At 67.7% G+C, this 25931-nt stretch carries 15 protein-coding genes and 1 pseudogene; 12 read left to right on the top strand and 4 right to left on the bottom strand.

Features of this window, described 5'->3' with window-relative positions:
* The first annotated feature begins 99 nt into the window (after window positions 1-99).
* From ACI2L1_RS24305 to ACI2L1_RS24295, 3 genes and pseudogenes are all read left to right on the top strand, one after another.
* The gene (locus ACI2L1_RS24305) at window positions 100-1242 is read left to right on the top strand and encodes a helix-turn-helix domain-containing protein (RefSeq protein WP_404741453.1); all 1143 of its coding nucleotides are present in this window, start codon (window positions 100-102) and stop codon (window positions 1240-1242) included.
* Between the two features lie 171 nt (window positions 1243-1413).
* A pseudogene (locus ACI2L1_RS24300) lies at window positions 1414-1827 on the top strand (chorismate-binding protein); the annotation flags it as partial.
* Between the two features lie 377 nt (window positions 1828-2204).
* Window positions 2205-2399 (top strand): hypothetical protein, encoded by a 195-nt coding sequence (locus ACI2L1_RS24295; protein ID WP_404741555.1) that lies wholly within the window; start codon window positions 2205-2207, stop codon window positions 2397-2399.
* Between the two features lie 230 nt (window positions 2400-2629).
* On the opposite strand, the gene ACI2L1_RS24290 is transcribed toward ACI2L1_RS24295, so the two are convergent.
* A complete protein-coding gene (locus ACI2L1_RS24290) occupies window positions 2630-4102 on the bottom strand; it encodes an amino acid permease (RefSeq protein WP_404741549.1) in 1473 nt (490 codons plus the stop codon).
* A 1219-nt stretch (window positions 4103-5321) separates the two neighbouring features.
* Between ACI2L1_RS24290 and ACI2L1_RS24285 the strand changes: the two genes are divergently transcribed.
* Entirely contained in the window at window positions 5322-6038 is a 717-nt protein-coding gene (locus tag ACI2L1_RS24285) for a hypothetical protein (RefSeq protein ID WP_404741452.1), read from the top strand.
* 698 nt (window positions 6039-6736) lie between these two features.
* Window positions 6737-7546 (top strand): sigma-70 family RNA polymerase sigma factor, encoded by an 810-nt coding sequence (locus ACI2L1_RS24280; protein ID WP_404741451.1) that lies wholly within the window; start codon window positions 6737-6739, stop codon window positions 7544-7546.
* A gap of 762 nt (window positions 7547-8308) precedes the next feature.
* Here the strand turns inward: ACI2L1_RS24280 and ACI2L1_RS24275 are convergent.
* Window positions 8309-9676: a sugar-binding transcriptional regulator gene (locus ACI2L1_RS24275; protein WP_404741450.1), complete on the bottom strand. Its 1368-nt coding sequence runs from the start codon at window positions 9674-9676 to the stop codon at window positions 8309-8311.
* 79 nt (window positions 9677-9755) lie between these two features.
* A complete protein-coding gene (locus ACI2L1_RS24270; RefSeq protein WP_404741449.1) occupies window positions 9756-13088 on the bottom strand; it encodes a right-handed parallel beta-helix repeat-containing protein in 3333 nt (1110 codons plus the stop codon).
* A gap of 206 nt (window positions 13089-13294) precedes the next feature.
* Here ACI2L1_RS24270 and ACI2L1_RS24265 point away from each other — a divergent pair, with 206 nt between their 5' ends.
* Window positions 13295-14488 (top strand): S8 family serine peptidase, encoded by a 1194-nt coding sequence (locus tag ACI2L1_RS24265; RefSeq protein ID WP_404741448.1) that lies wholly within the window; start codon window positions 13295-13297, stop codon window positions 14486-14488.
* A 470-nt stretch (window positions 14489-14958) separates the two neighbouring features.
* Here ACI2L1_RS24265 and eccCa read toward each other — a convergent pair whose 3' ends face one another.
* Entirely contained in the window at window positions 14959-18945 is a 3987-nt protein-coding gene (gene eccCa, locus ACI2L1_RS24260) for a type VII secretion protein EccCa (RefSeq protein ID WP_404741548.1), read from the bottom strand.
* Window positions 18946-19298: 353 nt separating this feature from the next.
* Here eccCa and eccD point away from each other — a divergent pair, with 353 nt between their 5' ends.
* The 6 genes from eccD to ACI2L1_RS24230 form a co-directional block, all read left to right on the top strand.
* Window positions 19299-20699 carry a type VII secretion integral membrane protein EccD gene (eccD, locus tag ACI2L1_RS24255; RefSeq protein WP_404741447.1) on the top strand — a complete coding sequence of 467 codons (1401 nt, stop codon included), beginning with the start codon at window positions 19299-19301 and terminating at the stop codon, window positions 20697-20699.
* A 14-nt stretch (window positions 20700-20713) separates the two neighbouring features.
* Window positions 20714-22189, top strand: a complete 1476-nt coding sequence (eccB, locus tag ACI2L1_RS24250; RefSeq protein ID WP_404741446.1) for a type VII secretion protein EccB — start codon at window positions 20714-20716, stop codon at window positions 22187-22189.
* Window positions 22190-22651: 462 nt separating this feature from the next.
* The gene (locus ACI2L1_RS24245; RefSeq protein WP_404741445.1) at window positions 22652-22948 is read left to right on the top strand and encodes a hypothetical protein; all 297 of its coding nucleotides are present in this window, start codon (window positions 22652-22654) and stop codon (window positions 22946-22948) included.
* 134 nt (window positions 22949-23082) lie between these two features.
* Window positions 23083-23403: a WXG100 family type VII secretion target gene (locus ACI2L1_RS24240; RefSeq protein WP_404741444.1), complete on the top strand. Its 321-nt coding sequence runs from the start codon at window positions 23083-23085 to the stop codon at window positions 23401-23403.
* A 205-nt stretch (window positions 23404-23608) separates the two neighbouring features.
* Entirely contained in the window at window positions 23609-24064 is a 456-nt protein-coding gene (locus tag ACI2L1_RS24235; RefSeq protein ID WP_404741443.1) for a type VII secretion system-associated protein, read from the top strand.
* A gap of 47 nt (window positions 24065-24111) precedes the next feature.
* Window positions 24112-25931, top strand: a 1820-nt coding sequence (locus ACI2L1_RS24230; RefSeq protein ID WP_404741442.1) for an AAWKG family protein, incomplete at its 3' end; no start/stop codon positions are given.

The following is a 25931-nucleotide window of genomic DNA, read 5'->3' as shown; positions in this document are numbered from 1 at the left end:
TGCCGGGTGGTACGGAACGCTTGATTGATTTGAAGGTCGCTGACCTTCGAAAACGCCGCCCTCTGGAACGCGGGGCGGGATGCGCGAGAGGGTGGAACGGTGGCGGAGGACGATTTCGCGGCACGGCTGTGGCAGCTCAAAGAGCGATCCGGACTGAGCTATGGCGTGCTGGGAAAGGAGCTGCATCTGAGCGGATCCACGCTGCACCGGTACGTCATCGGGGACGTCGTACCGACGGATTACGCATGCGTGGAGCGGTTCGCGCGGCTGTGCAAGGCAACTCCGGAAGAACTCATCGAGCTGCATCGGCTGTGGGTTTGCGCGGATGTGCTGCGGCAGCGAAAGGAGAGGGCGGCCGAACCGGGCCCAAAGCCCACGCCGGAGCCGGGGACCACGCGTGAGGCGGAAGCCTCTGCCGCGACTGGAGTGGCGTTCGGGCCAAGTGCGAATGCCGTGCCGCAGCAGGACGCCGTGCCCGATTCCCAGGCAGGGCTGGGGGTGACCGGAGCGAAGGAGGAAGCCGAGCCTCGTCGTGGGCGTCGGCCGCATCGGCGTACTGTCGCGATCGCCGGTGCTGTCGCCGCGGCCGCCGGATCGGTGGCGTTTGTCGTGCTCGTGCCCACGTCGGACACGTCGCCTCTCGAGGCCACCGGACCAACCGTCGCCACCAACCCGTACAAGTGGAACTCCACGTGCAGCCAGCACTACTTGGTGAGTTGGCAGCCCGCGCAAGTGCCCCCGCCGCCTGCCGAGCAGAACGCCCCCGGATGGGTCAGGGCGCTCGACGCGGTGTCGGGCGGCGACCAGTTGCTCGCGCTGACTGTGCAGAATCCCGGGAAGGTGCCCGTCGTCCTGAAAGCCCTCCGCGTCCACATCGTGAGGAAGGGTCCACCACTCACCTGGAACGATTACCGAATGGGCGTCGGCTGCGGTGGCGGCGTGTCCACGAAGTCCTTCGCCGTGAACCTCGACTCCGGGCGGCCCGATGCCTCCCCCCAGTTCGGGCAGCGGGACTTCCCCTTCAAGGTCAGCGAGTCCGACCCGGAGGTCTTCTACGTGCACGCGTCTGCTGAGGCGCACGACGTGAGCTGGTACCTGGAGCTGGAGTGGACCGGCGGAAAGCAGTACGGGACGGAGCGGATCGACGACAACGGCAAGCCGTTCCGGACGAGTGCCACCCCGGGGCGGTCGTCCTACATCTATCCGCTGGGCGCAAGCGACAGGTGGCAAAAGGGGCCGTAATACGTAAGGTACGGCCACAAGGTAGGTGGTGAGCCGCTGTCGGTTTACTGAGGCGAGGGTGCCAAGCACTTGAGAACACATCCTCACCGCTCCGCAAGCCCATCTCACCGCACCGACCGAGGAGGCCGCCCTCAAGGAGCCGTTCGCCGAGTGCGCCGACGCGTGGGGCAAGACGTATCCGGCGATCGTTCGGCAGTGGGGGGCGACCGGTTCAGCCCCGAGACTGTGCTGGAGGTCGGAGCGGTCGGACACGTCAGCACACAGCCGCTCGCCAGGTCAGTGCGCTGGGCACCGACCTGGTGGAGGACGAACGGCGGCGCGCAGAGCTGCTCACGGACCCGACGGAGATCCACGAACACGCCGTCTCCGTACGCCTCGCCTGGGAGGAGATGAAGCCGTCTGCCGGCCCGGCGCCGTGGCGGTCGATGAGTTCATGGCCGTGCGGCCGCGGGGGTCGGTGCAGCACCTGGCCTCGCGCGTCACGGGCCGGCTGCGGCCGGGAACGGACCATGGGACGCGTTCGCCTCGCTCTTCCCAGCGATCACCGCCATCGGTGTGTCCAAGCGCGATGCCCTGTCCGGGGTGTGGGCCGTTGGGGACAACCGGCGCTGCCCGGCGAGAAGCTGGCTCCCTCGGTGGTGGCCCACTTCGCGAATGGGGGTGGGTGATGGCTCTGGAAGAGGAGATCACCGAGCTCGAAACCCTCATCGAGGCCCGGTTTCACGAGCACCTGCATGCCGAGGCGATCCGCAGCCTCCCCGGCATGGCCGCCATGCTCGGGGCCACTGCGGCGATATGGAAGCCTTCGGCACCGCCGACCGGCTGGCCGCGTTCGGCGGCCTGTCGCCGGTACCGCGCGACTCCGCCGCGTCAGAGGCAACATGCGCCGGCCACGCCGCTACCACTGTGGCCTCCTGCGGGCCCTTTACCCCTTTACTTCTCGCCATGGCCAGCCCGCGATCGTGTCCCGCATCGCGGGCGTACCACGAGCGCAAGAGGTTGTGGACCGTGCCGAGGAGCTTGATCTCGACATCTACGGCCTGGTGGCCGCGGTAGTTGAGGGGGCGGACGAACCGTTGGAGGAGCTGGGCGAATCCCGGTTCGCCCAGGGCGAGCACTGCGGTGGTGGCACTGGGCCCGCCCGGCCGGAGTGGTGAGGCGGTCGGCCATGGCCAGCTGGCCGACTGGGGCGCGTTGACGCTCGCGGGGAACCCTGCCTGGTGGGCCTCGCTGGTTACAGAGACTAGAAGCGGGGGTCGGCATGAGTCTCGATGACGGCGGTGGAGGCGTACGGAACCCGTATGGCGCGGGTCCGAGCGGACTGGCGAGCGCAGTGTCGGGGCGGACTGGGCACGCCCCAGCTCGTCAGCCGGGGCGTGCCCATCGCTTACACGCGCTCGCCGCTCGCGCGGGAAAGCGGGTCCTGGTCATCTTCCGTCGCCCGCTCCGCGGCCTGTGGTTGGCGTCGCTTCAGAACCGCCCAGCCGATGGACAGGCAGACCGCCCATCCCGCGCCGACGTAGAGCGAGATCCGGCCATCCGGGTCCATCGAGATGAGGACGGTCACCATGAGCAGGAACGTGAACGCAACCCAGCTACAGGCCGATCCGCCGGGTGCTGGGAAGGAAGACGCCGGGACTCGGCCCGCGGCCACTTCGCGGCGGTACAGGATGTGGCTGACGAGGATCATCATCCAGGTCCAGATCCCGGCCGCCGTAGCCACGGAGGTGACGTAGGTGAAAGCCTTCTCCGGGACCAGATAGTTGAGGATCACGCCGATGCCCATGAGGGCTGCGGAGACGGTGATGGCGACGGCCGGGGTCTTGGTCGAGCTCAGCTTGCCGAGCATCCTCGGGGCCTCGGCGTTGGACGCCAGGTCGCGCAGCATGCGGCCGGTGGAGTACATGCCGGAGTTGCAGGAGGACAGGGCTGCCGTCAGCACCACGAAGTTGACGATTGCCGCACCCGCCGGGAGGCCGATCTTGGCGAAGGCCGCCACGAACGGGCTGACGCCTGGCTCGAACTCGGTCCACTTGACGACCATCAGGATGACGCTGAGTGAACCGACGTAGAAAAGGATGATCCGGAACGGCAGGGTGTTGATGGCCTTGGGGAGGGTCTTCTCAGGGTTCTCGGACTCGCCGGCGGTGACACCGATGAGTTCTACTGCGAGGTAGGCGAACATGACTCCCTGCAGGGTCATCAGGGAGGAACCGACGCCCTTGGGGAAGAAGCCGTCATGGGCCCAGAGGTTGGCTGCGGTGGCGGTGTCCCCGGCCGCGCTGAATCCGAAGGTGACGACTCCGAGGCCGATCACGATCATGCCGATGAGGGCGGTGACCTTGACCATCGAGAACCAGAACTCGATCTCGCCGAAGATCTTTACCGAGATGAGGTTCGCGACATAGAGCAGGATCAGGAATGCGAGCGCCGTCACCCACCGGGGAATGGCCGGGAACCAGTAGTTGATGTAGATCGCGGCGGCGGTGAGCTCGGCCATGCCGGTGACGACCCACAGCAGCCAGTACGTCCATCCGGTGACGAAGCCCCAGAACGGGCCGAGGAACTCCCGGGCGTACTCCGCGAAGGAACCTGACACCGGGCGGTACAGGAGCAGTTCGCCGAGTGCCCGCATGATGAAGTAAACGATGACGCCGGCGAGTGCGTACATCAGGATGAGGCTCGGCCCCGCCTTCTCGATGTTCGCGCCTGCCCCCAGGAAGAGGCCGACGCCGATCGCGCCACCGATGGCAATCATCTGTATCTGGCGGCTGCCGAGTCCGCGCTCGTAGCCCTCTTCAGGCGTGGTTCCTGCCGCCGCGTCGGCGCCTTGCTTTTCGCTGACCCGTTTTGCGGTCACGTGTGGTGAGCCTTCCTGCTCCATTCCGAACCTCGCCTCGGAGGGCGACGGATCGGGGTCCCATTTCCCCGGACATTCATGGAACGCAGACCGACGGTCTGTCGGTTGAACGCTCTGAGAGGACAAGGGTGGTGTCCGCCCAGGCGACGGTGAAGAAGTATCACGGTCGCCACAGTGGTCAAACGGGAGGAAGGTGATACATCGGCCGCAAAATATTGGGCAAAATGTATTATTGGTAAACAGATCACTCCATCCGGATGACACGATCGTTACGCGGATTTGAGCACCCTCTGAGCAACGACGCGGGGTAGCGTTCACCCGACTGTCTCGGATCGGACAGGACGGCCGATGCTCCCGGTCGCGGAGTTGGGCACACCGCGCGCCCGCACTGCATAGTGAGAGGATCGGGTCGGCCGCGGCCAGTCGGACCTGCAGGCAGAACGCTTCCTTGCGACTACGTAGAAGTCTGTGGCCGACCGGATCGACCATCTTGGCCCAGGGTTGGTGCTCCAGTCCCGCCAGCGGCTCCACGGGCAGGATGTGGAGTGGCAGGTCGAAGCGCTGGCGCAGCAGGCGGATCTCCCGGTCGTTGCCGTAGTGGGAGGCCCAGATGTTCAGGTGCGCGGCTGCAGCGTCGGGTTCGAAGTAGACGTCATGGGGTTGCTCGACGGCCTGTAGTTCGCCGAGGGTGACGTCGAATCCGTAGATGCAGTGGACACCCCCGTCGGTATGGACGGCGAGCACGCGGGGGGCGTCCGGGGACCAGTCGTGCTCGTCCGGCATGCGTTTGTGGGTGTCGTTGCTCTCCAGCCCTTGATGGGGTGACGGCAGGGCCGTGCTCGGCTGCCGGTCATTCCTTGCTGGAAACACCCACGGACAGGCGGCACATGCCTGACGAACGCATCGATAAGGCAAGGGAAATCTCTCCCCTTCCATCGATCAGGAGTACGTCATGGACCTCGCGCTGTGGTCTCGGTGGTCCTGTCGGCATTGACCATCCACAGATCTTGAGTATCCCTCGCATAGCAGGCGTCCCTTCCGCGTCCCGCGGACGCGTCCCAGGGGAAGGGTGTTTCCCCTGGTCAGCACCGGTCCCAGCGTTCCAGCGTCCCGATTGTTACTCAGATCGTTGTCCCACGTGCAAGCAGCCTGACACGGTGCTCCTGCTCGCATTCGTCGGGCGTCCCACGACTATCACCAGGACGGAAAGCCACCTGGCATGTCCCACATCCTTCTCCGTACCGCCGTCGCCGCCGCCTCGGTCGTGGAGGCGCGGGTTTCCCCCACGGCCTGCCACAACGACGACATGGGCGATGCCCCCGCTCCGACCCCCGCCGAGCAGATCCCCACAGGAACTCCGTCCTCGGATACCCACCGAGGGCCGGGCTGCCAGGTCGTCAGCGACGGTGAAGACCTTGGCAAGGGCACCGACCGCAGCGACAAGGCATACAGCGGCTCCATGGTGTTCTCCGGCGACGAGGCCGCGAGTTCTTCCGGCACGGGCGTCGACAGAGTCGTCGACAAGCTGGGCTACGGCCGGGGCTGCGCCACCAACGGCATTGTCCGGAGCGAGGCAACAAAGTCCCAGGCCGGCCACGTCCTGATCAGGGCGAAGGCCAAGCCCGGCATCACCTGTGTCCTGAGCGGCGAGTACAAACCGCGGCCCTCGGCCCGGACGGGACCGAAGCGGGCGCCGCGGAGCAGGAGGTGGGAGGGGGCCACCCCCTACACCGACGTCCACCCGAAGACCTTCAGGGGCGGCTTCGGCAAGTTACTGAAGAGCGTCGTCGTCGCCGTTGGCGACGACCCCGGTGTCCGTGGGCGAGTTCAGCCGTCGAGCCGGGCAGAAGAAACGCTTCTGCAAGGGCCATCGAGATCAAGTGTGGCTCAAGTCACGGGAAGTCGGTGTGGGGTGCCGGACAGCTCATTGAGGTGAGCACTCATATGCGCAGCCGATCGTCGCCAACCGGCACCCTGAGCCGCCGACGCCATTCCCTCTCTCTTCTGAGGGGACTCGGCGGTCGCCAATGGGCGTTCGACCCTCAGGAACGAAGGAAGGGTGCGGGTTCGTGCTGACTGCGTCCGGGAGGTGGCTTCCCTCTACTCGTCGCTGTGGAGCCTGGCGCCCAGGCAGCGCTCGCACTGGAGCGGTTCATGCGGCCGGTCCGGATGAGCGCGGCCGAGCAGGCCGGGGCTGCCCAGACCGCAGGTAAATACGGGGAGGAACGGACAGTGCCCTCGCCGTGGAGCCCGCGAGCAGCGGAATGCGGCCGGTGGCCAGTGGGCCAGGCCCAGCGGCCACGCCCCCGAGAGCGAACCCGGATACAGGCCAGCCGGTATTTCGGGAAGCCCACACCGATCAGCCATGTTCAGCAGCCCGGCACTGCCAGGCACTCAGATCGCCACACCGGCCTCGGTCGCGTGGGATGCGGGAACGGGTGTGTTCAGGGAGTTCGCCGGTCGGCTTCTTCGGCCGCCGGCCCCTCGGCGAGCTGACGGACTCCCCTCAGCGATCAGCAGACGCCTCGACGCAATGCACCGACATCAACCGTGTGTCAGGCGCGCTCGGGCGGCAACGGATGAGTCCCGATCGCAGCGCCTCCCCCCGGCCCATGCAGACGCAGCTCATCTCCTGTGCCCACCACCAAGGAAAGCGAGAAACCCATGTCAGCACCCACCGCGTCAGCGCCCGCCGCACCCCTTCCGCCGACCGCGTGCACCATCGACATTCCTCAGCACACCCCTTCCCCGTCGGCACCCGGACGCTGGGCGCTGCAAACCCCTGAGCGCGGCTGCGATGATCCGGTCTCGCCGCCGTACCGAACGGCTGCGCCCGCGACCCGCAGCACGCACACCTCCGCGATGGACCCAGGGACGCCGGACGAGGCCGAAGGACAGGCTCCGCCGCTCACCCCTCAGCAGCGGACAGCCCTCATCGAACGACTGTACGCGGAGAACGGCCGCAGCCTCACGACCCTGCTCTTGTCCCGCGTCGACGGCGACCTCCAGATGGCAGAGGACATCGTGCAGGAGACGATGCTACGGGCCTGGTCCAATGCCGAAAAACTGTCCGCCCACCCCGAATTCGAGCGGCCGTGGCTGATCACCGTCGCCAAGAACCTGCTCACCGACTTCCGTCGGCGCCGACAGTGCCGACCGAAGGAGATCGCCTTCAATCCTGCCGATCCCCGTCATGTGAGGACGAGTAGGGATATCTCCGGATGTGTTCTGAGCGCTGTGACCGTGCAGCAGGTTTTGCGCAAGCTCAAACCGCAACAGAGAGACATCGTCCAACGGGTCTACCTGATGGGCCACTCGCTGGAAGAAGTCGCCACCGAACTCGGCATACCGCAGGGGACGGTCAAATCGCGTCTGTTCTACGCACTGCGGTCCATGGCGCAAATCCTGGCCCGCGCAGAAGCATGTGCCGACCTTGCCCCATGACCTTCTGCGGCCACCGGCCATACCGTTCCTGACAGTGAGCAGGAGTGAGCGAGTCCTGACTCAGCGGCACGTGCCTCCAACGGCCTTGGGCGCATCGGCCCTCCGCTTCCGCGTCCCGGTCGGCGACGCATGTCCCGTATGCGCCACGTCCCAGGCGGGCGGAAGTCCCTCACGACCTGGCCGTATGGGCGTGGCCAGAGGCGACGGGGAGGCCCCGAACCATTTCGCTGGTTGCACAGGGCCGCGACTGCTGACGCCAACACCCGGCCTCCCGGAGCGTACCGAGAACGTGACGCACATCCCACCGGACATACCCACAGATCGTCACACCGGTCACCCCGTCGTGGTCATCTGCGCCAAAACCGGCTTACAAACCCAGCAGTTGTGACCGAACCTTGAGTCGTCATCCGGTCCGACCAGGCCAGATTCGACCCCGCACACGAGAGCCTGCCACCGAGAACACCTTCCCCCGGCTATTCTCGCCCGAGCTTTCCGCGGTTCCGTGGGCGTGAACCGCCTCACGGTGTTCCTGCCGGGTCAAGCGTGCAGTCGGCCGACACTGTGAAGCCTGCTTCCCGAAGCCGAGCCACCGCGGATCGGACTTGTTCGGTCACATCGCGGTTCGGGTCGACGCTGGCGGAGTAGACCCATCTGTCCGGCAAGCGCCGGAAACCCTGCGCCAGCAGTGCTTCCTCGAGCTGCGAGTCAGGTCGGCGGCTAACAGCCGCGACACCGACCTCAAGAACATCTCCGATGATGATGTCAGGCTCCCGGGACATCTCGTTCCTTCCTGGTGTACGGAGGCGATTCCTCGCTTCCCATGGTCCTGGCTGCAATTGCCTCACCGAGGGCCTGCAGATCATCAACACGTCGTCCTGATCTTGTTGTCGGGGGCGCCGCTTTGGGCCGGGAGCCACGCTGGCGGAGGTCGCCAGGGGACCAACGGGCGGGGTGGTGGCCGGCGAGATGATGATGTTGTGTGCCACGAGTCACTCTCGCGCCCGGGAGCAGCTCGTTCATCCGCCGTCGGCCCGCCGCCTCATCCGAGGCAGGCTCCGCGAGCCCGATGTGAGAGGTGTCCTGGGCGACCTCCGCCGTGTCCGTCCGCAACCGCGGACCGAGGTCGCGTTCCCTGGGTGGCTCGCCGCAGAGAGAGCCGCCCAGGATGTGGAGCGCCGCCGAACTGTCCGTGACGATGCTCGTCAGCAGGCCGGACCTGAGGACGGCGCCGATCGCCTCGGCCTTCTGAATCCCTCCTGCAACGCCGATCACCTCGGGAATGCGGCTGAGCTGTGCGCTTCCGACGGAGATGACACGGTCGTTGAGTTCGGTGGAGATCGTCCTGCCGTCCTTGTCGAACAGCAGAGCCCCCATCTCGGCGACGACGCCGAGCGATCGGTACTGTTCGCGTTCGTCCACGGTCAGACTGTCGAAGACGGTGGAGAGGGTGCTCCGCCAGGCGCCGATGGCCATGACCGCTTTGGTGACCCGGTCGAACTGGGCGAGGGATTCAGCGATGCCCGGCTGACAGCGGAGGATGTCGGCGGTGAGCTTGTTGGGCAGGACCAGTGGCGCATAAATGGGGTAGCCCTTGCCTCCGGAGACGGCCGCGGCCCGGTGGACCGCCTCGACGGAGTCGGCGGTGATGGCCTCCAGTGGGTGGACCCCGGTCAACTGGACGACGGTGCACGGCGGCAGCTTGGTGAATGCCTGAGCCACGGAGCCCACGGCGCAGCCCCATGCCAGCCCGAGCACGTCGTCCGGCTCCACCATGTTCGCGATCAGCTGGGCCGCGGTCGGGGCCAGCCAGTCGGTGACCGGTTCCGGGCCTTCCGGGTCGTCGGCTGTCGCCTCGACCACGATCGCGTGCTTGAGTCCGAATCGCCGACGCATCGCCGTGGAGAGCTCGATGTCGATATCAGCCGGGACCGTGATGTTGATCTCGACGATGCCATGAGCCACGGCCGTCTCCAGAAGGCGGGCGACCTTGAACCGGCTGATGTCGAACTCCTTGGAGATCTGCACCTTGGACTGATTGTCCAAATAGAACCGGCGAGCGACGGAGGCGGCGAGCAGTACCTCCGTCGGCGGCAGCGGAAACTGTGAGCTGCTCAGATCTGATCCAGCCATGTCTAACCCCCTCAGTGGCGCACGAGATGACTTTTCGGCGAGGCCCTCATGGAGTCAAACGCAGCAGCCGAGACCGGGTTCAGTGAACTTCCTGCCGAGGGATGGGGGAGGCCCCGAACGGCAGGTCCGCGGGCAGCAGCAGCGTGAGATCTTCCACGGTGGGAGCAGCCAGTCCACCCAGTCGGCCCGCCTGACGCGTCATCATGTTCTCCAGGAGCTTGCGGGCGAGCCGCGCGTTCCCGAACGAGCGGTCACGGGGCAGCCGGTCGATGTACGTGTGCAGAGACGTGAGCGTCTGGGGGACGCACTCGTAACCGGAGGCAGCCGCATGTCCGGTGATGATGGTCACCAGCTCCTCGGTGCTGTAATCCTCGAACTCCACGAAGCGGGAGAACCGAGAGGCCAGGCCCGGGTTGGAGTCGAGGAAGCGCTGCATCTCCTCGGTGTAGCCCGCCACGATCACCACGGTGTCGTCGCGGTGGTCCTCCATCAGCTTGAGCAGGGTGTCCACGGCCTCGCGGCCGAAGTCGTTGGAGGAGCCCTCGGGGGTGAGGGTGTACGCCTCGTCGATGAACAGCACACCGCCCATGGCGCTGTTGAAGATCTCCTTCGTCAGCTGCGCCGTCTGGCCGACGTACTGCCCAACCAGGTCGGCGCGGGCGACCTCCACCAACTGGGGGCGGCGCAGCACGCCCAGGGAGTGCAGCAGCTCGGCGTAGAGCCGTGCCACGGTGGTCTTGCCGGTGCCGGGCGGCCCGGTGAACACCAGGTGGTTGCTGATCTTGGGGGTGGGCAGTCCGGCCGCGGCCCGCTGCCGGGCGTTGGACAGCAGGTTGACCAGGTCGGTCACCTCGCGCTTGACCGATCCGAGGCCCACCATCGCCTCCAGCCTGGCCAGCGGGCTGTCGGTGTCCTGCGTCTCCTGCTCCGTTCCTCGAACGCTCGCGGCCACCGCGTCGCCGACGTCCTCGGGGAGCAGCAGCGAGAGGTCGCTCTCGCTGGGGTCGGTCATGGCGGCGAGCCGGAACGACTGCCGGTCGATCATCTCCTCGAAGACCCCGCGGGCGGCGCGGCCGTTGCCGAACGTCGCGTCTCTCGTCATCCCCTCGAAGTGCAAGGCGAGCGCCTCGCGCGTCAGCGGGTCCAGTTCATACTCGTGGTTGACGCATATGCTCTCGGTGATGGTCACCAGCTCCTCCACCGAATAGTTGGCGAAGTCAATGGTGCGGGTGAAGCGCGACGCCAGGCCGGGGTTGGCGGAGAGGAAGGTGTCCATCTGCTCCGAGTAGCCGGCCGCGACCACGACGACGTCGTCGCGGTGGTCCTCCATCAGCTTGAGCAGGGTGTCCACGGCCTCGCGGCCGAAGTCGTTGGAGGCGGCGCCGTCGGGGGTCAGCGTGTACGCCTCGTCGATGAACAGCACGCCACCGAGCGCGCTGTTGAACGCCTCCGTCGTCTTGATCGCCGTACCGCCGATGAACTGGGCCACGAGATCGGCACGCGCCACCTCGACCAGGTGACCGCTGCGCAGGACGCCGAGCGAGGCGAGGATGCTTCCGTAGAGGCGGGCGACCGTCGTCTTGCCGGTGCCGGGCGGTCCGGCGAAGATCAGATGGCGGCTCATCGACGCGACAGGCATGCCGAGCCTGATCCTGCGCTGGGCGAGCTGGTTGAGGTTCACCAGGGTCCGGACCTGGTGTTTGACGTTCTCCAGGCCGACCAGGCACTCCAGCTCGGCGAGCGGGCCCTCGGGCGCGTCCTTGGCGTTGTTGCCACCGCTGCCGACGTCGGCCGCGCCCGTGACGTTCTCGCCCCAGGCGTCCTCGGCGCCGTTGTCCACGCTGTTGAGGGCAGTGACCGACAACCCGTCGCCGGGACGGCTCTGCCTGAGCCCGGCGCCCCGGTTGTCGCGTACGACGCAGCCGTCCAGCGACACGTCGTCCCCGCTGTTGACCCGGATCCCGTCGCCGACGCTGCCGATGATCTGGCAACCGGACAGCGCGGCCCGGCCACCGTCCATCACGTGTACGCCGTGGGCTTTGGCGCCGTCCACCCGGACGCGTTCAAGGGTGATCTCGCCGCGTGCCTGAACGGTCACGCCGGAGTCGCCGCTGGCCCCGATGACGCAGTCGCGCAGCGTGCCCATACCGTACTCTGCGACCATGACGCCCGCCTTGCCGGGGGAGCGCAACTCTGTGTCGGAAGCCTCTAGTTTCGCGTCATCCGCGATGTGCAGTGCGTCACCGCCAGCCGAGTCGATCTCGCAGTGCTCCAGACGGCCCCGGCCGTCGGCCGTCACCTCGATGCCGTGCCCGCCGGATCCGCTGACGACCGCGCGCCGCAGCAGTGGGCTCGCGCTGGAGCGGATGGAGATCCCGACCCCGACGGCGCCCACGACCCGCAACCGGTCGAACTCCGCCACGCAGTCGTCCGCGAGCAGCACCGCCCCGGACGCGTCGCGGCAGTCGCGCACCACCGTATCGATGAGAGTGGGGGAGCTGCCTTCGACGACCCGGATCGCGGGCTCCGTCGAGCCGGTGAACTCGCACTCCTCCAGCGTGCCGCGGGAGCGGTCCAGGACGAGTAGCCCGCTGCCCTTCGTCTTGCGTGTACGGCAGTGGCGCAGCAGCGGATCGGCGCCGCCGGAGATCACGATGCCGTTGCCCGCTATCGAGGCGAACTCGCACTGCTCCAACTCCGGGCGGGAGACGCTGGTGACGAACAGGCCCACGGAGGCGTCGTGGACGGTGGTGCGCAGCACGCGGGTGGAGCTGTGTCCCTCCAGGGCGATGGCGGGCTTGTCCGTGCCTGAGATCTCGCAGTCCTCGACCGTGCCCGCGGACTCGCCGTTGGCCAGAATGCCGTTGCCCCGTGCCCCGCGCACCCGGCAGCCGCGTACCGTGGGCCGCGCCTGCTCGCCGATCACCACGGCGGAGGTGCCGATGTTCTCGAATTCGCAGCCCTCGATGAAGCTTTCGGCCTGTGATGTGTCCACGATCCCCGCCCCGCCCGGGTTGCTGATCCGGCACCCGCGGGCGGCCAGCGAGCCCGAGTCGCGCATCAGCACGGCCGTCCACCCCGAACCGGTGACGGTGCAGCCGTCCAGTGCCAGCTGCCCCATCGGCACGTCCACGACCGGAATCTCCTTGTCGTGGCCGCGCAGCACGAGGTCGGTCAGCATGACCGCGTCTGCCAAGAGGGTGATCGTGCCCTCACGGCGCGGGCAGATTTCGACACCCCCCCGCTCGCCGTCCGCGACGATGGTGACCCGATTCCTGATGACCAGGCTCTCGGCGTAGCGGCCGGGCCTGACCCGGATCACCGCTCCGGTGCGCGCCCGGGCCAGTGCCTCACCGATCGTCTGGAAACCGTCTGACCGGTCTGGGCCGACCGTGAGCAACTGCCGTGTCACGCGCCTCGAACCTCCTCGATGTTGTCCCGCGAACCGCCGCCAGGGTATGCCGGAGCGCACGGTGAGACGGAGTGATCATCCGACGATCCGCCATGTTTTTCATATTTAGTCATCCCATGTCCTACCAGGGAAGACGGCCCCAGTGGGTCGTCGCGGCGAGGCTCTCGCGGGCGCATGGCCGCCGATGCGCGCTTATAGTGCGCGACATGCCAAGTCGCTTGACCCTTCGACTGCTTGCCGTCGTCACGGCCGCCGTCGCCGTGCTCCCCGCCGTGTCCGGCCCGGCCCTCGCCGACCAGGAACCCATCACTCTGCCCCCGCTGCCCGTTCGCCTGGGCGAGGGCCAGCCCTGCACCCAGGCCTCGGAGAAGACCGCGACGGCGGTCTCCTGGTCGGGTCAGGCACTTGGCCTGACCAGGGCCCAGCAGCTCTCCCTCGGCGAGGGGGTGACCGTCGCTGTGGTGGACACCGGCGTCGGCTCCGGGATTCCCGCGCTGTCCGGCCGGGTGACCGCCCTCGGCGGTGCCGACGTGGACTGCCCGGGCCACGGCAGTTTTGTCGCCGGACTCATCGCGGCCGCGCCCCAGCAGGGCAGCGGGCTGGTCGGGCTCGCCCCGCAGGCCCGCGTCCTTGCCATCAGTGGCACCGACGACCGTGGCGCGCCCAGCGCTCAGCGCGTCGCCCAGGGCATCCGTGACGCCGCGGAGCGCGGAGCCGAAGTGATCTACGTCGGCGCGACTCTGCGCTCGGGACGAACGGAGTTGGCCTCGGCCGTCACGTACGCCGCCGGCAAGGACGCCCTGATAATCGCCCCGGCGGCCCCGGACGCCGTACCGAGCGAGGAGTTGGGTTCTGACGGCGAGCCGCCGCGCGGCCCTTACTGGCCCGCGGCCCTGCCTGGCGTGCTCTCCGTGGTGGATTTCGGGCTGGACGGCGTACGGCAGCAGAAGGCCCCGCCCGCCTACCGGCCGGACATTGAGGCGCCTGGCAGCGGCATGGTCAGCGTCGGCCCGCGCGGCTCCGGGCACTACATCGGCTCCGGCGCCTCGCTGGCAGCCGCCTGCGCGGCCGGCGCTGCCGCCCTTGTGCGTGCCCATCACCCCGAGATGACCGCCGAGCAGGCCAGGCGCCAGCTGCTGGAGGCGTCCTACCCGTCCGACATCCCCCGGCTGGATCCGTACGCGGCCATGTCCACCGTCCTGCCGACAGCCCGTTCCCGCAGTGCACTGGAGGGCGCCAAGCCCCCGGCGGCCCGTATGCCGGAGCCCGCCGACACCGGGCCCCGTACTTGGGGCCTGGGCATAGCCGGGGTGGGCCTGGCCGTGGTGCTGCTGGTCGGCGCCGCTGGCGTGGTGATCCCGCGAGGCCGCTCTAGGGGCTGGCTGCCGCCGGCGCACTAGTGCCGCGGCAGGCAACGTTCGCCCATCAGGGAGCGGTGTCCGGTTCTCTGGGGGTACCCCCTGCTCGAAGAGCCTGGGGGTGGGGGTACCCCCTGCTCGCAGGGCTTGGGGGAGCGCCGGGGGTCGTGACGGGGTGAACGTCGCCTGTTGCGGCGCTAGGGGGTGTTTTGAAAGTCCCGTGCGGTGCCCGCGCCCGCCGCGGCAGCGGCTGGTGTCACAGCCGGTGCGTGCCCTCGGCGTGCCGGACGAAGGCCCTCGTACTGGACGTACTTGGGCCTTTGGCCGGTGCGGCGAGTGGGTGCACCTCCCACGCCCTTGAGGCAGTGGGGGAGCGTGCCGGGCGCCGTGGGTGCTGTGCGGGACTTTCGAAACACCCCCTAGCCCCGTGAACGGTTCCGGGCACACCCGGTCGGCCGGGGGGGAGGCCGACGCGTGCGGCTCCCTCCCGGCCACGGAGACGTGCAACGGCGTCATGGGCCTTCGTCCTCCGTGATCGCCGTCTGCACCTGGACGCTCTTGCGGCGGGCGATACGCAGCGCCCGGCCCGGGATCAAGGTGCGTCCCTTGACGTTGCCGAACAGGTAGCCCTCGGAGGGCGGGCAGGACATCAGCAAGGCGGGTGTGTTGACTTCCTGGAGCCGCCGCAGCAACGACTCGTTCAGACCGCGTCCGGCACCGGCCGAGGAGCGCGCCACGACGATGTGCAGACCGACCTCGTAGCCGAGCGCCAGATGGTCCAGGAGCGGCATGAACGGCTGCGCCATCGGGCCGGAGCCGACCATGTCGTAGTCGTCCACCAGGATGAACAGCCGCGGGCCGGTCCACCAGTCGCACTGCTTCATCCGCGACGGGCTGATGTCCGGGCCGGGCACTCGCGCCTTGACCGCGCGCGCCGCCCCGTCCACCAACTCCTTGAGCACGTCCAGCGACACGGCGTTCCCCAGCTGGTGCGCCTGGGGGACCGCCTCCATCAACTGCCGGCGGTAGTCGACGGTGATGATGCGGGCCTCCGCCGGGGTGTACCGATCGGTGATCCCCTTGGCGATCACCTTCAGTAGGTTGGTCTTGCCGCACTCTGTGTCACCCACCACGATCATGTGCGGGTTCTCTGCGAAGTCGTGCCACACCGGCGCCAGCTCGGTCTCCTCCAGCCCGATCGCGATCCTCAGATCGCCCTCCGGGCCGGGCAGCTCGCCGACCTCGACCCGGCTGGGCAGCATCCGGACGGGCGGTGCGCTGGGCCCGTGCCAGCTCTCGCAGACCGCCGCGACCAGGTTGGCGACGCCGTCGGCCAGGTCGTCGGAGTCCTCGACTCCGTCGATACGCGGCAGCGCCGCGAGGTAGTGCAGCTTCTCGCCGGTCAGCCCCCGGCCCGGGCTGCGCGGCACAGCGGCAGCCTTCCGCGAGTCGATGTGTGAGTCCATCGCCTCGCCCATGCGCAGTTCGAGGCGGGTGCCCGCCTGGTCGCGGACGGACGCCGACAGTTCCACCCACCGAGCCGTGGTGACGATCAGGTGGACGCCGTAGTTGAGGCCCCGCGCGGCGAGCGCGTTGAACGTCGGGATGTGCGTGTCGAAGTCCTGGCGCACCGTCGACCAGCCGTCGATCACGAGGAAAACGTCGCCGTACGGCTCGTCGGGGAACTCCCCCTCCGCCCGGCGCCTGCGGTAGGTGGCCATCGAGTCGATGCCATGCTCCAGGAAGAAGCGCTCCCGGCCGCTGAGTACCGCGTTCACCTCGGCGATCGTGCGGCCCACCCGCTCGGAGTCCACACGTAGTGCCACTCCGCCCATGTGTGGCAGGTTGCTCAGCCCCGCCAAGGCGCCGCCGCCGAAGTCCAGGCAGTAGAACTGCACCTCGCGTGGGGTATGGGTCAGGGCGAGGGCGGTGATCAGGCTCCGCAGCAGGGTGCTCTTGCCGCTCTGCGGACCGCCCGCGATGGCCACATGGCCGCCGGAGCTGGACAGGTCCACCGTCAGCAGGTCGCGGAGCTGGTCGAAAGGCCGGTCCACGATGCCCACGGGCACGGTGAGCCGTCCCCGTGACGGCCAGTCGGCCGCGGTCAGCCCCAAACGCGGATCGGGGGCGAGCGGCGGCAGCAGCTGGTCGAGGGTGGGAGAAAGGCTGAGCGGCGGCAGCCAGACCTGGTGCGCGGGCGGGCCGGAGCCCCGCAGCCGCTCCACGGCCGCCGACAGCAGCGTTTCGCCGCTCTCGTCGTCTTCGCTCTCCGGTTCGGGGACGGCCTGACTCTCGTCATGGTCCGAGTCGGGAACGGCGGATGTTCGCGGCACGACCCAGGCGGATGTCCACGGCACCACCTGGCTGGCGACCTGAGCCTGCGCCACAGCGCTGCGTCGCTTCACGTACGGACCCGAGACATAGGCGGCACGGAAACGGGTGAGCGCGTCCACCCCGCTCTTGAGGAAGCCGCTGCCGGGCTGGGCGGGCAGCTCGTAGGCGTCCGGTACCCCGAGCACGCCGCGGCTCTCCATCGCCGAAAAGGTACGCAGACCGATCCGGTACGACAGATGACTCTCCAACTGGTGGATCCGGCCTTCGTCCAGGCGCTGCGAGGCCAGCAGCAGATGAACCCCGAGGCTGCGGCCCAGACGCCCGATCATCACGAAAAGGTTCATGAAGTCGCGGTGCGCGGAGAGCAGTTCGCTGAACTCGTCCACGACCACGAACAGACTGGGCAGGGGCTGGAGCGGGGTGCCCGCCTGCCGGGCCTTCTCGTACTCCAGCGCCGAGGTGTAGTTCCCGGCGGAGCGCAACAGCTCCTGGCGGCGCATCAGTTCGCCGTGCAGGGCGTCCTGCATCCGGGAGACCAGTGCCACCTCGTCGGCGAGGTTGGTGATGACCGCCGAAGTGTGCGGCAGCTCGTCCAAGCCCAGGAAGGTCGCTCCGCCCTTGAAGTCGACGAGGACGAAGTTCAGCGTTTCCGAGGAGTGGGTCAGCGCCAGCGCCAGGACGAGGGTGCGCAGCAGCTCGCTCTTGCCGGAACCGGTGGCACCGATGAGCATGCCGTGCGGGCCCGTGCCGCCCTGGGCCGATTCCTTGATGTCCAGCTCGACCGGGGCGCCGTCGCCGCTGACAGCGATGGGGACCCGCAGCCTGCCGCTGCCGGTGAACCGCTGCCACAGTGAGGACGGTTCGTGCCGGGACAGGTCCGAGATGCCCAGCAGTGTCGTCAACTGAACATCGGCGGAGAACGGCTCGCCCACCTCGCCGCCCAGCCCCATCCGGTACGGGGCGATCAGGCGGGCGACGGCCTCGGAGCCGACCGCGCCCAGCCGGTCGGGCGCGCCCAGCAGGGTCGTCTCCTCCTTGCGGTCACGGTCGGTGCGCACCAACGACAGGCGGCTCTCCTCGACTTCCAGGCGCAGCGTCGTACGGCCGGGCTTCCACGACAGGGTGCCCGTCAGGTCGAGGACGACCGCGTTGCGGAAGCCCAGCCCGTCGAAGCGGTGACCGTCGGGGATGGTGCAGTCGTCCACCACGACGACCAGGAAGGGCTCCTCGCGGCCGGCAACAGCCTCCGGGTCGCACGCGGGGCGCTCCTGGAACTCGGAACCCAGGAGGTTTTCCAACTCACCGAATGCCGAGGTGATCAGGCGGGCCGGCCCGGCCCCGTCCTGCTCGTGCCGGTGCATGCTGTGCGGCAGCCACTTGGCCCACTCCCACTCCGCACGCCGTTCGTCGGAGACGCACAGCGCTATCCACAGGTCGTCGGGGGAGTGGAAGACGGCGAGCTGGGCGAGCAGCGCGCGGACCACACCGCGGATCCGCTCCTCGTCGCCGCGGAAGAGAACCTTTGACCACGCCTTGAGGTAGATCGCGATCGGCTGCTGCGGAACGCTGGAGTACGCCCGGATGAAGCTGCGCAGCGCATGCGCGGACAACGGCTCCAGATCCTCCACGGGCTTGGTGGACAGCGGGGTCAGCGTCATAGCGAGCCGCTGGTCGCCGACGCCGACCCGGACCTCGGCGAAGTCCTCGTCCGACGGGCGTCGCTCCCACAACCGGGTGCTGCGCACCAAGGTGCCCAGCGCCTCGGGTGCCGGATGCCGCCAGGACAGCGCTTTTTGCTGCTCGGCGACGGCAGAGCGCACCTTGTGCCGGGTCTGCGCCAGATAACGCAGGTAGTCACGGCGCTCACCCTTGAGCCGCTGCTTGCGCTCGCCGTTGCGGCGCATGACCTGACCCAGCATCATGCCCGCGGAGGCCAGCACCATCATGCCGATGGCGATGTACATGAATCCGCCGCTCGACCCGGACATCCCGGGCCGCATGAACATCATCATCATGGACACCGACATCAGAGCCATGGGCAGATAGGTCCACACCGCGGAGTTGTCGGGGACAACCTCCGGCAGTGTGGGCGGCTCCTGGAGGCTGACCTCCCCCGACGGCATCTGCGGGCCGTGTCGGCGCGCGGGCCGCCGGAACAGGATCACACTCAACGAACTAGCCTCCTCGATGAGGTCCGATTAATTCCCCGTGAACAATGGCTTCGTGGCCGGCAGGTGACAAAAGCTGCGACCGCCGTCGAAACGCAATGCAGAAATGACGGCAGGATGGAACCTACGATTCGCGGAATCGGAGCCGGGGTTGCAATACATGTCGGCGCTATCAGGAAAGCGTCCTGGACCTTTTCGGCTCAGGTTGTCAACCGCTGCGGAGAAGCGTAAAACTCTTTGCTGCGCACTCGTTTGCGATCCAGGCTCGAAAATCGTCGAGGATCCGTGTACACGCTCCCGCGTTCCAGCTACCGCCCAGGCGGTCCTGCCAGAAAGCAGAAATCAAGCTCATGACTGACAAGCAGACGGCAAACCTATGCCGCCTTACCGTCCGAGCCCCCTCGAAGACGATCGACTTGGCAGTGCCCGCCGACGTGCCCGTCGCTGATCTGCTGCCCACTGTGATCAGCTACGGGGGAGTCGACCTGGAAGAAGCCGGGTTGGAACACGAAGGGTGGGTACTCCAACGCCTCGGCGGACCGCCGCTCGATCCCGAGAGTACCTTGGACTCCCTCGGGATGCGCGACGGTGAGGTGCTCTTTCTCAGGGCACGCACCGACGCGCTGCCCGAAGTGCACCTCGATGACCTGGTCGACGGTATATCCACCACCATGCGGCAGCGCCCGCACGGTTGGAGCGCGGAGGCCAGTCGCCGACTCCTGCGCGGTCTGTTCGTCTCCGTGCTCGTGCTCGGCCTCGTCGTCCTCGCAGTCCCAGGCCCCCCGCCGTGGCTGGGGGCTCTGGCCGCCGCGCTGACTGGGCTGCTGCTCGTCGCGGGAGCGGCCTCGGCCAGCCGGGCCGTCGGCGACGCGGGCGCCGGCGCGGCACTCGGCTTCATGGTGGCCCCCTATCTCGCGCTGGCCGGCTGGCTGCTGCCCGGAGGCGCGTTGGGCGGACCGGACGGGGACGCCGTGCTCGGCGCCAGACTGCTGGCCGCGTCGGCGGCCGCCGCGGGCGGGGCGGTACTCGCGCTGGCCGCCGTCGGCCTGTACGCGGCGCTGTTCCTGGGCGTCGCCATGATCGCCGCGGGCGGGGCGCTCGGCGCTGTGGTGATCCTTGTCGGGGACCTGGGGCCCGAACAGGCGGCGAGCACGGTGGCGTTGGCGGCGGTGCTCTTCGGCGGTTTCGTACCGTCGTTGTCGTTCCGGCTCGCCGGGATGCGGATGCCTCCGCTGCCCACCAACGCCCAGCAGCTCCAGGAGGGCATCGACCCCTACCCCACCAATGAGGTCGAGAGCCGGTCCATCCTCGCGGACGGCTGGATGACGGCCTTCTACGCAAGCACCGGACTGATCTGTGTGTCCTGCTTGGCGGCCATGGCCTTGCGCCCTCGGCTCCCCGAGGTCTGCACCATGATCGCGCTCTCGCTCTTGCTGCTGCTGCACAGCCGGGGCCTCGGCAATGTCTGGCAGCGTCTCGCGCTCACGGTGGCGGGGGCATGGGGCGCCGCCCTGCTGCTGTTCGTCTCCGCGCTGGGCTTCGGCCCCGGCGACCGGCTGATCCTCACAGCAGGCCTGCTCGGCCTGACGGCGTCCATCGCCATCGCCTCGTGGACGGTGCCCGGCCGGCGGCTCGTGCCGTACTGGGGACGCGCGGCCGAGGTGCTGCACTCCACCGCGGCGCTCAGCATGCTGCCGCTCACGCTCTGGTCGATGGGCGTCTACGGCGTCCTACGCGGCCTCAACGGCTGATCGGGGGCCGGAACATGCAATCCAAGCGCGACCAGGTGCAGGCACACATGTTCGTCATGGGGCGACTGGCCTCGGCCATGCTGCGCTCCGAGCCCGACGCACCGGAAAGTCCCTCGGGCCGCACCAACCGCGGTGTGGCCCTGAGCCTGATCATCGCCCTGATCCTGTGCGCGGGCTCCTTCGTCTTCGGGCTCCTCAAGCCCGGCGGCAACGACTCGTGGCGCACATCCGGAGCCCTCATTGTCAGCAAGGAGACCGGCAGCCGCTTCCTGTACCTGAACGGCCGCCTGCGCCCGGTGCGCAACTACGCCTCCGCCATGCTGCTGGCCAAGGGAAGCCTGAAGACCACGACGGTGGGCGACAACTCCCTGCAGGGTGAACCCCACGGCTCGCTCGTCGGCATCCCGGGCGCCCCCGACACCCTGCCGCGTGCGGAAGACGTGAACAGCGGCCCCTGGCTGGTGTGTTCCGGCCTCGCGCGCGGCAGCGGGGGAGCGGTCGGCGCCACCACCGTGCTGGCCGTGGCCGGCCCTGATCTCACCGGAGCCAGCGGCACACAAAAGCTCGGAGCCGAGAAGTCGGTGCTGGTCCTGGGCCCGGACAAAACCGCCTACCTGGTCTGGCAGGGCAGGCGGCTGCGCCTGGATGACAAGGCGGACGCCGTCAAGGCGCTGGGCTACGGGTCGGTGACACCGCGTCCGGTATCCGCGTCTTTCCTGAACGCGCTCCCCTCGGGGCCTGACCTGGCGCCTCCCAAGGTGCCCGGCAGGGGAGGAGCGGGACCGGACCTGGGCGGGCGCAAGACCAGGATCGGGGAGGTCTTCCAGGTGGATGTGCCAGGATCCGCTCCCCGCTACCACCTGCTCACCAAGGACGGGTTGGTCCCGCTGACGGCCACGGGTGCCGCTCTCGTGCTCGGCGACCCGCAGACCCGCGCCGCGGCGTACGGAGGCGGTACGCCTACGGTGGCCCGCCTCGGCGCCGACGCGCTGACCGGCCATCTGGCCCCGTCCTCAGCCTCGGCCATGGGACGGGCAGGTGCGGGAGCACTGCCCGAGGCCCCGCCGAAGACCGTTGACGTGGCCGCCGGGTCCGTCGCGTGCGCGGGCATAGACGCTGCCGCCGACATCCCGCAGACCAGCACGCTGGTGCTGCCGGAGGAGGCCGTCGGCCTGCCTGCGCAGCCGCCTTCCGAGGAGGTGGAACCCGCCTGTCTGGACGTGGACGCCATCACCGTGCGGCCGGGCAAGGGCGCTTTGGCACGGGCGTTGGGCGCCGGTGGGAACGCCCTGGGGAACACCATGTATCTGGTGACCGACTCCGGGGTGAAGTACCGGCTGACGTCGCAGCAGGCCGTCAAGGCTCTGGGGTACGCGGGGACCCGTCCGCAGGCGCTGCCGGCGCCGTTGCTGGCGATGCTGCCGACGGGGCCGGACCTCGACCCCGAGTCCGCGTCGACAGGCAAACACATCATCACGTCTCGGTGCTAAACCGGTAAATGGCCTCTTTGCTGCGAAAAGGTGTCAAGTGTGCTTCGTTCGTGAGCTTCGAGCCGACGATCCGGTGAAGATTTTTAGCTTCACTGCCGGTGCCTTCATCGTTTCCGACCGTGACGAGGAGTGACGCTATGTCCAAAGTGTCCGCCTGCGGCCCGTGTCGATGCTCAAGTGAGCTGTCCTGAAATTGCATTCAGCTCAACTGAGCATTTGCGCGTCTTTCCGCGGCCCCTTTCCGCGTGCCGGCGCGTTGCCCGATGCTCCGTTATGTGTCTAGGATCCGGGTTGATCCGCTGAGAAACTGCCCGCCGTGAATCAACGGTGCCGACGAGCTGCCCGAACATAAAGCAAGCGGCGATGGAGTCATCGGGCGGTGGAACTCCACGATCCTTCATTGAGAGGCGAACGCGCATGCCCATGCAGCAATCTGAAGAAGGCGCGACCCGGAACGGAATCATGGCGCTCGAGCAGGCCTACAACGGTGTGCTGAAGTGCCAGCAGGACGTCCAGGGCACGAGGGCGGGTCTCACCTCCGGCTACGGAGGCGCGGACGGCGGCGCCTTCGGCAACCTGCTGGACCAATGGGACCGGAACGTCGACACCATCCTGTCCAACCTCAACCGCATGGTCGACGAGCTCAACCAGACGCTGCGCGAGCACGGTCTGGCGCAGGGCTCCGCGAACGAGACGATCGACTCCGAGTTCGCTCGCTCCAGCTCCGTGTTCGACCAGCTCACCCCCGGAGCGGCCTAGTCCGACAGACGCGATCGGCCACTGATCTCCCCCTCGCCGACTCGAAGACACCCCGCATACTCCCGGCGGCTGTCCCGCCCACTGGCAGCCGCCTCCCCACCCGGCGACACACGGTCAATTGAGGAATCGAATCGATGGACTTCAGCGACGGCTACATCTACGTCGACTACCGCCACACCGAGAACGCGGCGGACGACATGGTCAGCCAGACACAGGCGATCATGAGCACCATGGCGAATCTCGAAATGGAGCTCTCCGAGCTGCGCAACACGTGGATCGGTGACGACAGGCAGGTCTACAGCCAGGTCCAGGCCAACTGGGACCAGGCCATGGAGAACCTGAAGACCCTGCTGTCCAGCCACTCGTCCCTGCTCACCGACATCTCCGACAACTACCGCTTCACCGAGCAGAACCTCGCGCAGAAGTGGGGCGACATCCGGATCGGCAGCCACTGACCGCCGACGCACCACAGTCGCGCAAGAGTGAGCGCACAGACCTGAAGCGCTGCCGGTCTTCGCCGTGCCGGGCGAGGCCGGCAGCGCAGGTTCGTCGCGGGCAGGCATGCCACGCCCCCCCTGGTCCGCGGAAGCGGCAGAACGCTGATTCCGGTAACTCACGGGTGGCTGTCCGCATCCGCCCGAAGTGGAGAAAGGAACTGTCATGGCTCCCAAGACCACAGTCCTCGACAGTGAATGGCTGAGGGCGTTCATTAAGGAGCACATCGAGGAGTTCCGGGCGGCCTTGGATAAAATGCTCAAGGACGACCCAAGTGGTCCTTCGATGGAGAACATCTCCAACGGTGACATCACCAACACTACGGTCATGTCCAGCCGTCCGCTGGTCCTCGGCCTCATGGCCGGGTCGGGCGATATCGTCGGCGGTGCCGACCTGAACAAGAAGGTCAAGGAAGCAGCAGGGCAGATCGGCGAAATCTTCAAGGACCACCACGTCCTTTTCGCGGATCTGGAAGAGGCGCTCTGGGAAACCATCAAGAAGTTGAAGGAAAATCAGAAGAAGAGCCTCGACGAGATCTCCGCCGACGACTTCTTGGACATCTTCGACGACGTGGACAGTGACATCAGCGGCACGGACAGCGACCAGACCAAGCAGCAGTAGCGGCCCGGAACGCCTTTTCTCGCCCCCCTTCACAGCGGAGCTCAGTGATGCCCGACTCGAGCATGATCAACGACGATTACTGGAAAAAAGCAGTCGACATGCTCACCGGCTATGTGCTGCCGGATCGGAAGACACTGTTCGACAACCTGAAGGGGAACGAAGGCATTCCGCTGATGCACGTGCGAATGCCACACGCGGGGTCCGATTACCAACCCGGCTTCGTGTCCGGTGGTGGATGGCGGTACCACAACACCGACTACGTCATGCCGTTCTACAATGCGCCGAAGAGCTGGGCCGCCGATCCCGAACCGGGCACCACGTTGGACAGGTGGTGGGCCTACATCACCATCCTGGGCACCGTCGGCGGCGACGATCGCCTACCGCCGAGCGGCTTTGACGACCCGGCCTCGACCGAGAGCACGAGCGAGTTCCTCAAGGACAAGGGCCGCTGGAACAAAGACGGCGAGTACATCAAGTGGAACAACGGTCCGTTGTTGCAGTACTCCCATGGCTCGGGCGAAGCCCTTCGCCAGATCGCCGACTACCCGTACAGCTCCCAGGGCTTCAATAACCGCGGCCTGAGCGTGGACGACGGCGCATACGTCGACCTGCTCTCCTTCACCGAAGTGGCCAGAGCGTTCGATCGAGCCGTCAACTTCTTCGATGACGGCGCCCAGCGCATGAAGGATTGGGACGGCAAGGAGATCGGGGAGGGGAGCGACGCCTGGAGCGGCACCGGTGCCAGCCTCTTCAAGCACCTTGTCCACAAGCTCCTCAAAAACTACGAGGGCTACACCGAGCAACTCCGTGGTGATGCGAGCAATGGAGTCGAGGTGTCCCTCGACGGGTACCCGCTCACCTCGAAGCCGGCCCGTGCCCTGGCCTACGCACAGTCCGTGATCCGCCAGGAAGCGGAGAATCTTCACACCACCTGGCGCGTTTGGCAGCCCACCGGCTCCTCCCCGCAGGCCATGCTCTACGACCTCCTGCAGCAGGCGCGCTTGGAGCTGTTCGACAACCAGTACGACCACACCGACATCGGGCCGGGCCACGGGCGGGCCCTCGGAGCCATCGTCTCAACTGCGGGCTTCCGGCAGATGATCACCATCGACGGCAAGGACTACGGTCCGCCCTCCGACCTCAACACCTGGAAGGCGATCGGTGAGGAAGCCATCCGGCGCTGGGACCAAAACGCGCAGGAATGGCTGGCCGAGGCGGGCGCCGTGTCCATCGAGCGTATCAACGAGGCACTGCGTGATGTGGTCAAGGCGTTCGACGACAAGCTGACCGACCGTGACCACCAGTCCCTCAGCGATATCGCCAACAAGGAGCAGACGGACAAGGACCGGGACCAGGCCAAGAAGGACCGCGACGAAGTTCGTAAGCAGAACGACGAGGACCGGGACCAGGCCAAGAAGGACCGCGACGAAGTTCGTAAGCAGAACGACGAGGACCGTGCGCGGGCCAAGAAGGACCAGGACGAGGCTCGTGCCAAGGCCGAGCAGGACCGTGCGCGGGCCGAGAAGGACCAGGACGAGGCTCGTGCCAAGGCCGAGCAGGACCGTGCGCGGGTCGAGAAGGACCAGGACGAGGCCCGTAAGCAGAACGACGAGGACCGTGCGCGGGCCAAGAAGGACCAGGACGAGGCCCGTGCCAAGGCCGAGCAGGACCGCGACGATGCCAAGAAGGGCGCTGCCGAGCAGCAGTCGCTCGCCTTGAGCGGGGCCGCCGCGCAGCGAGCCAAGGACGACGCTGAACGCGAGCGCATCCGCGATCAGCAGCAGAAGGACCGGGACGAGGCACTCGCGCAGGCGAAGAAGGATCGCGAGGAAGCCGGCAAGCAGCAGGCGGAGGAGCGGCAGCGCGT

This window comes from Streptomyces sp. NPDC019531 (genome assembly GCF_044903305.1).
GTDB lineage: Bacteria > Actinomycetota > Actinomycetes > Streptomycetales > Streptomycetaceae > Streptomyces.
The sequence above is the reverse complement of the archived record's forward strand: the minus strand, read 5'-3'. Positions and strand labels throughout refer to the sequence as shown.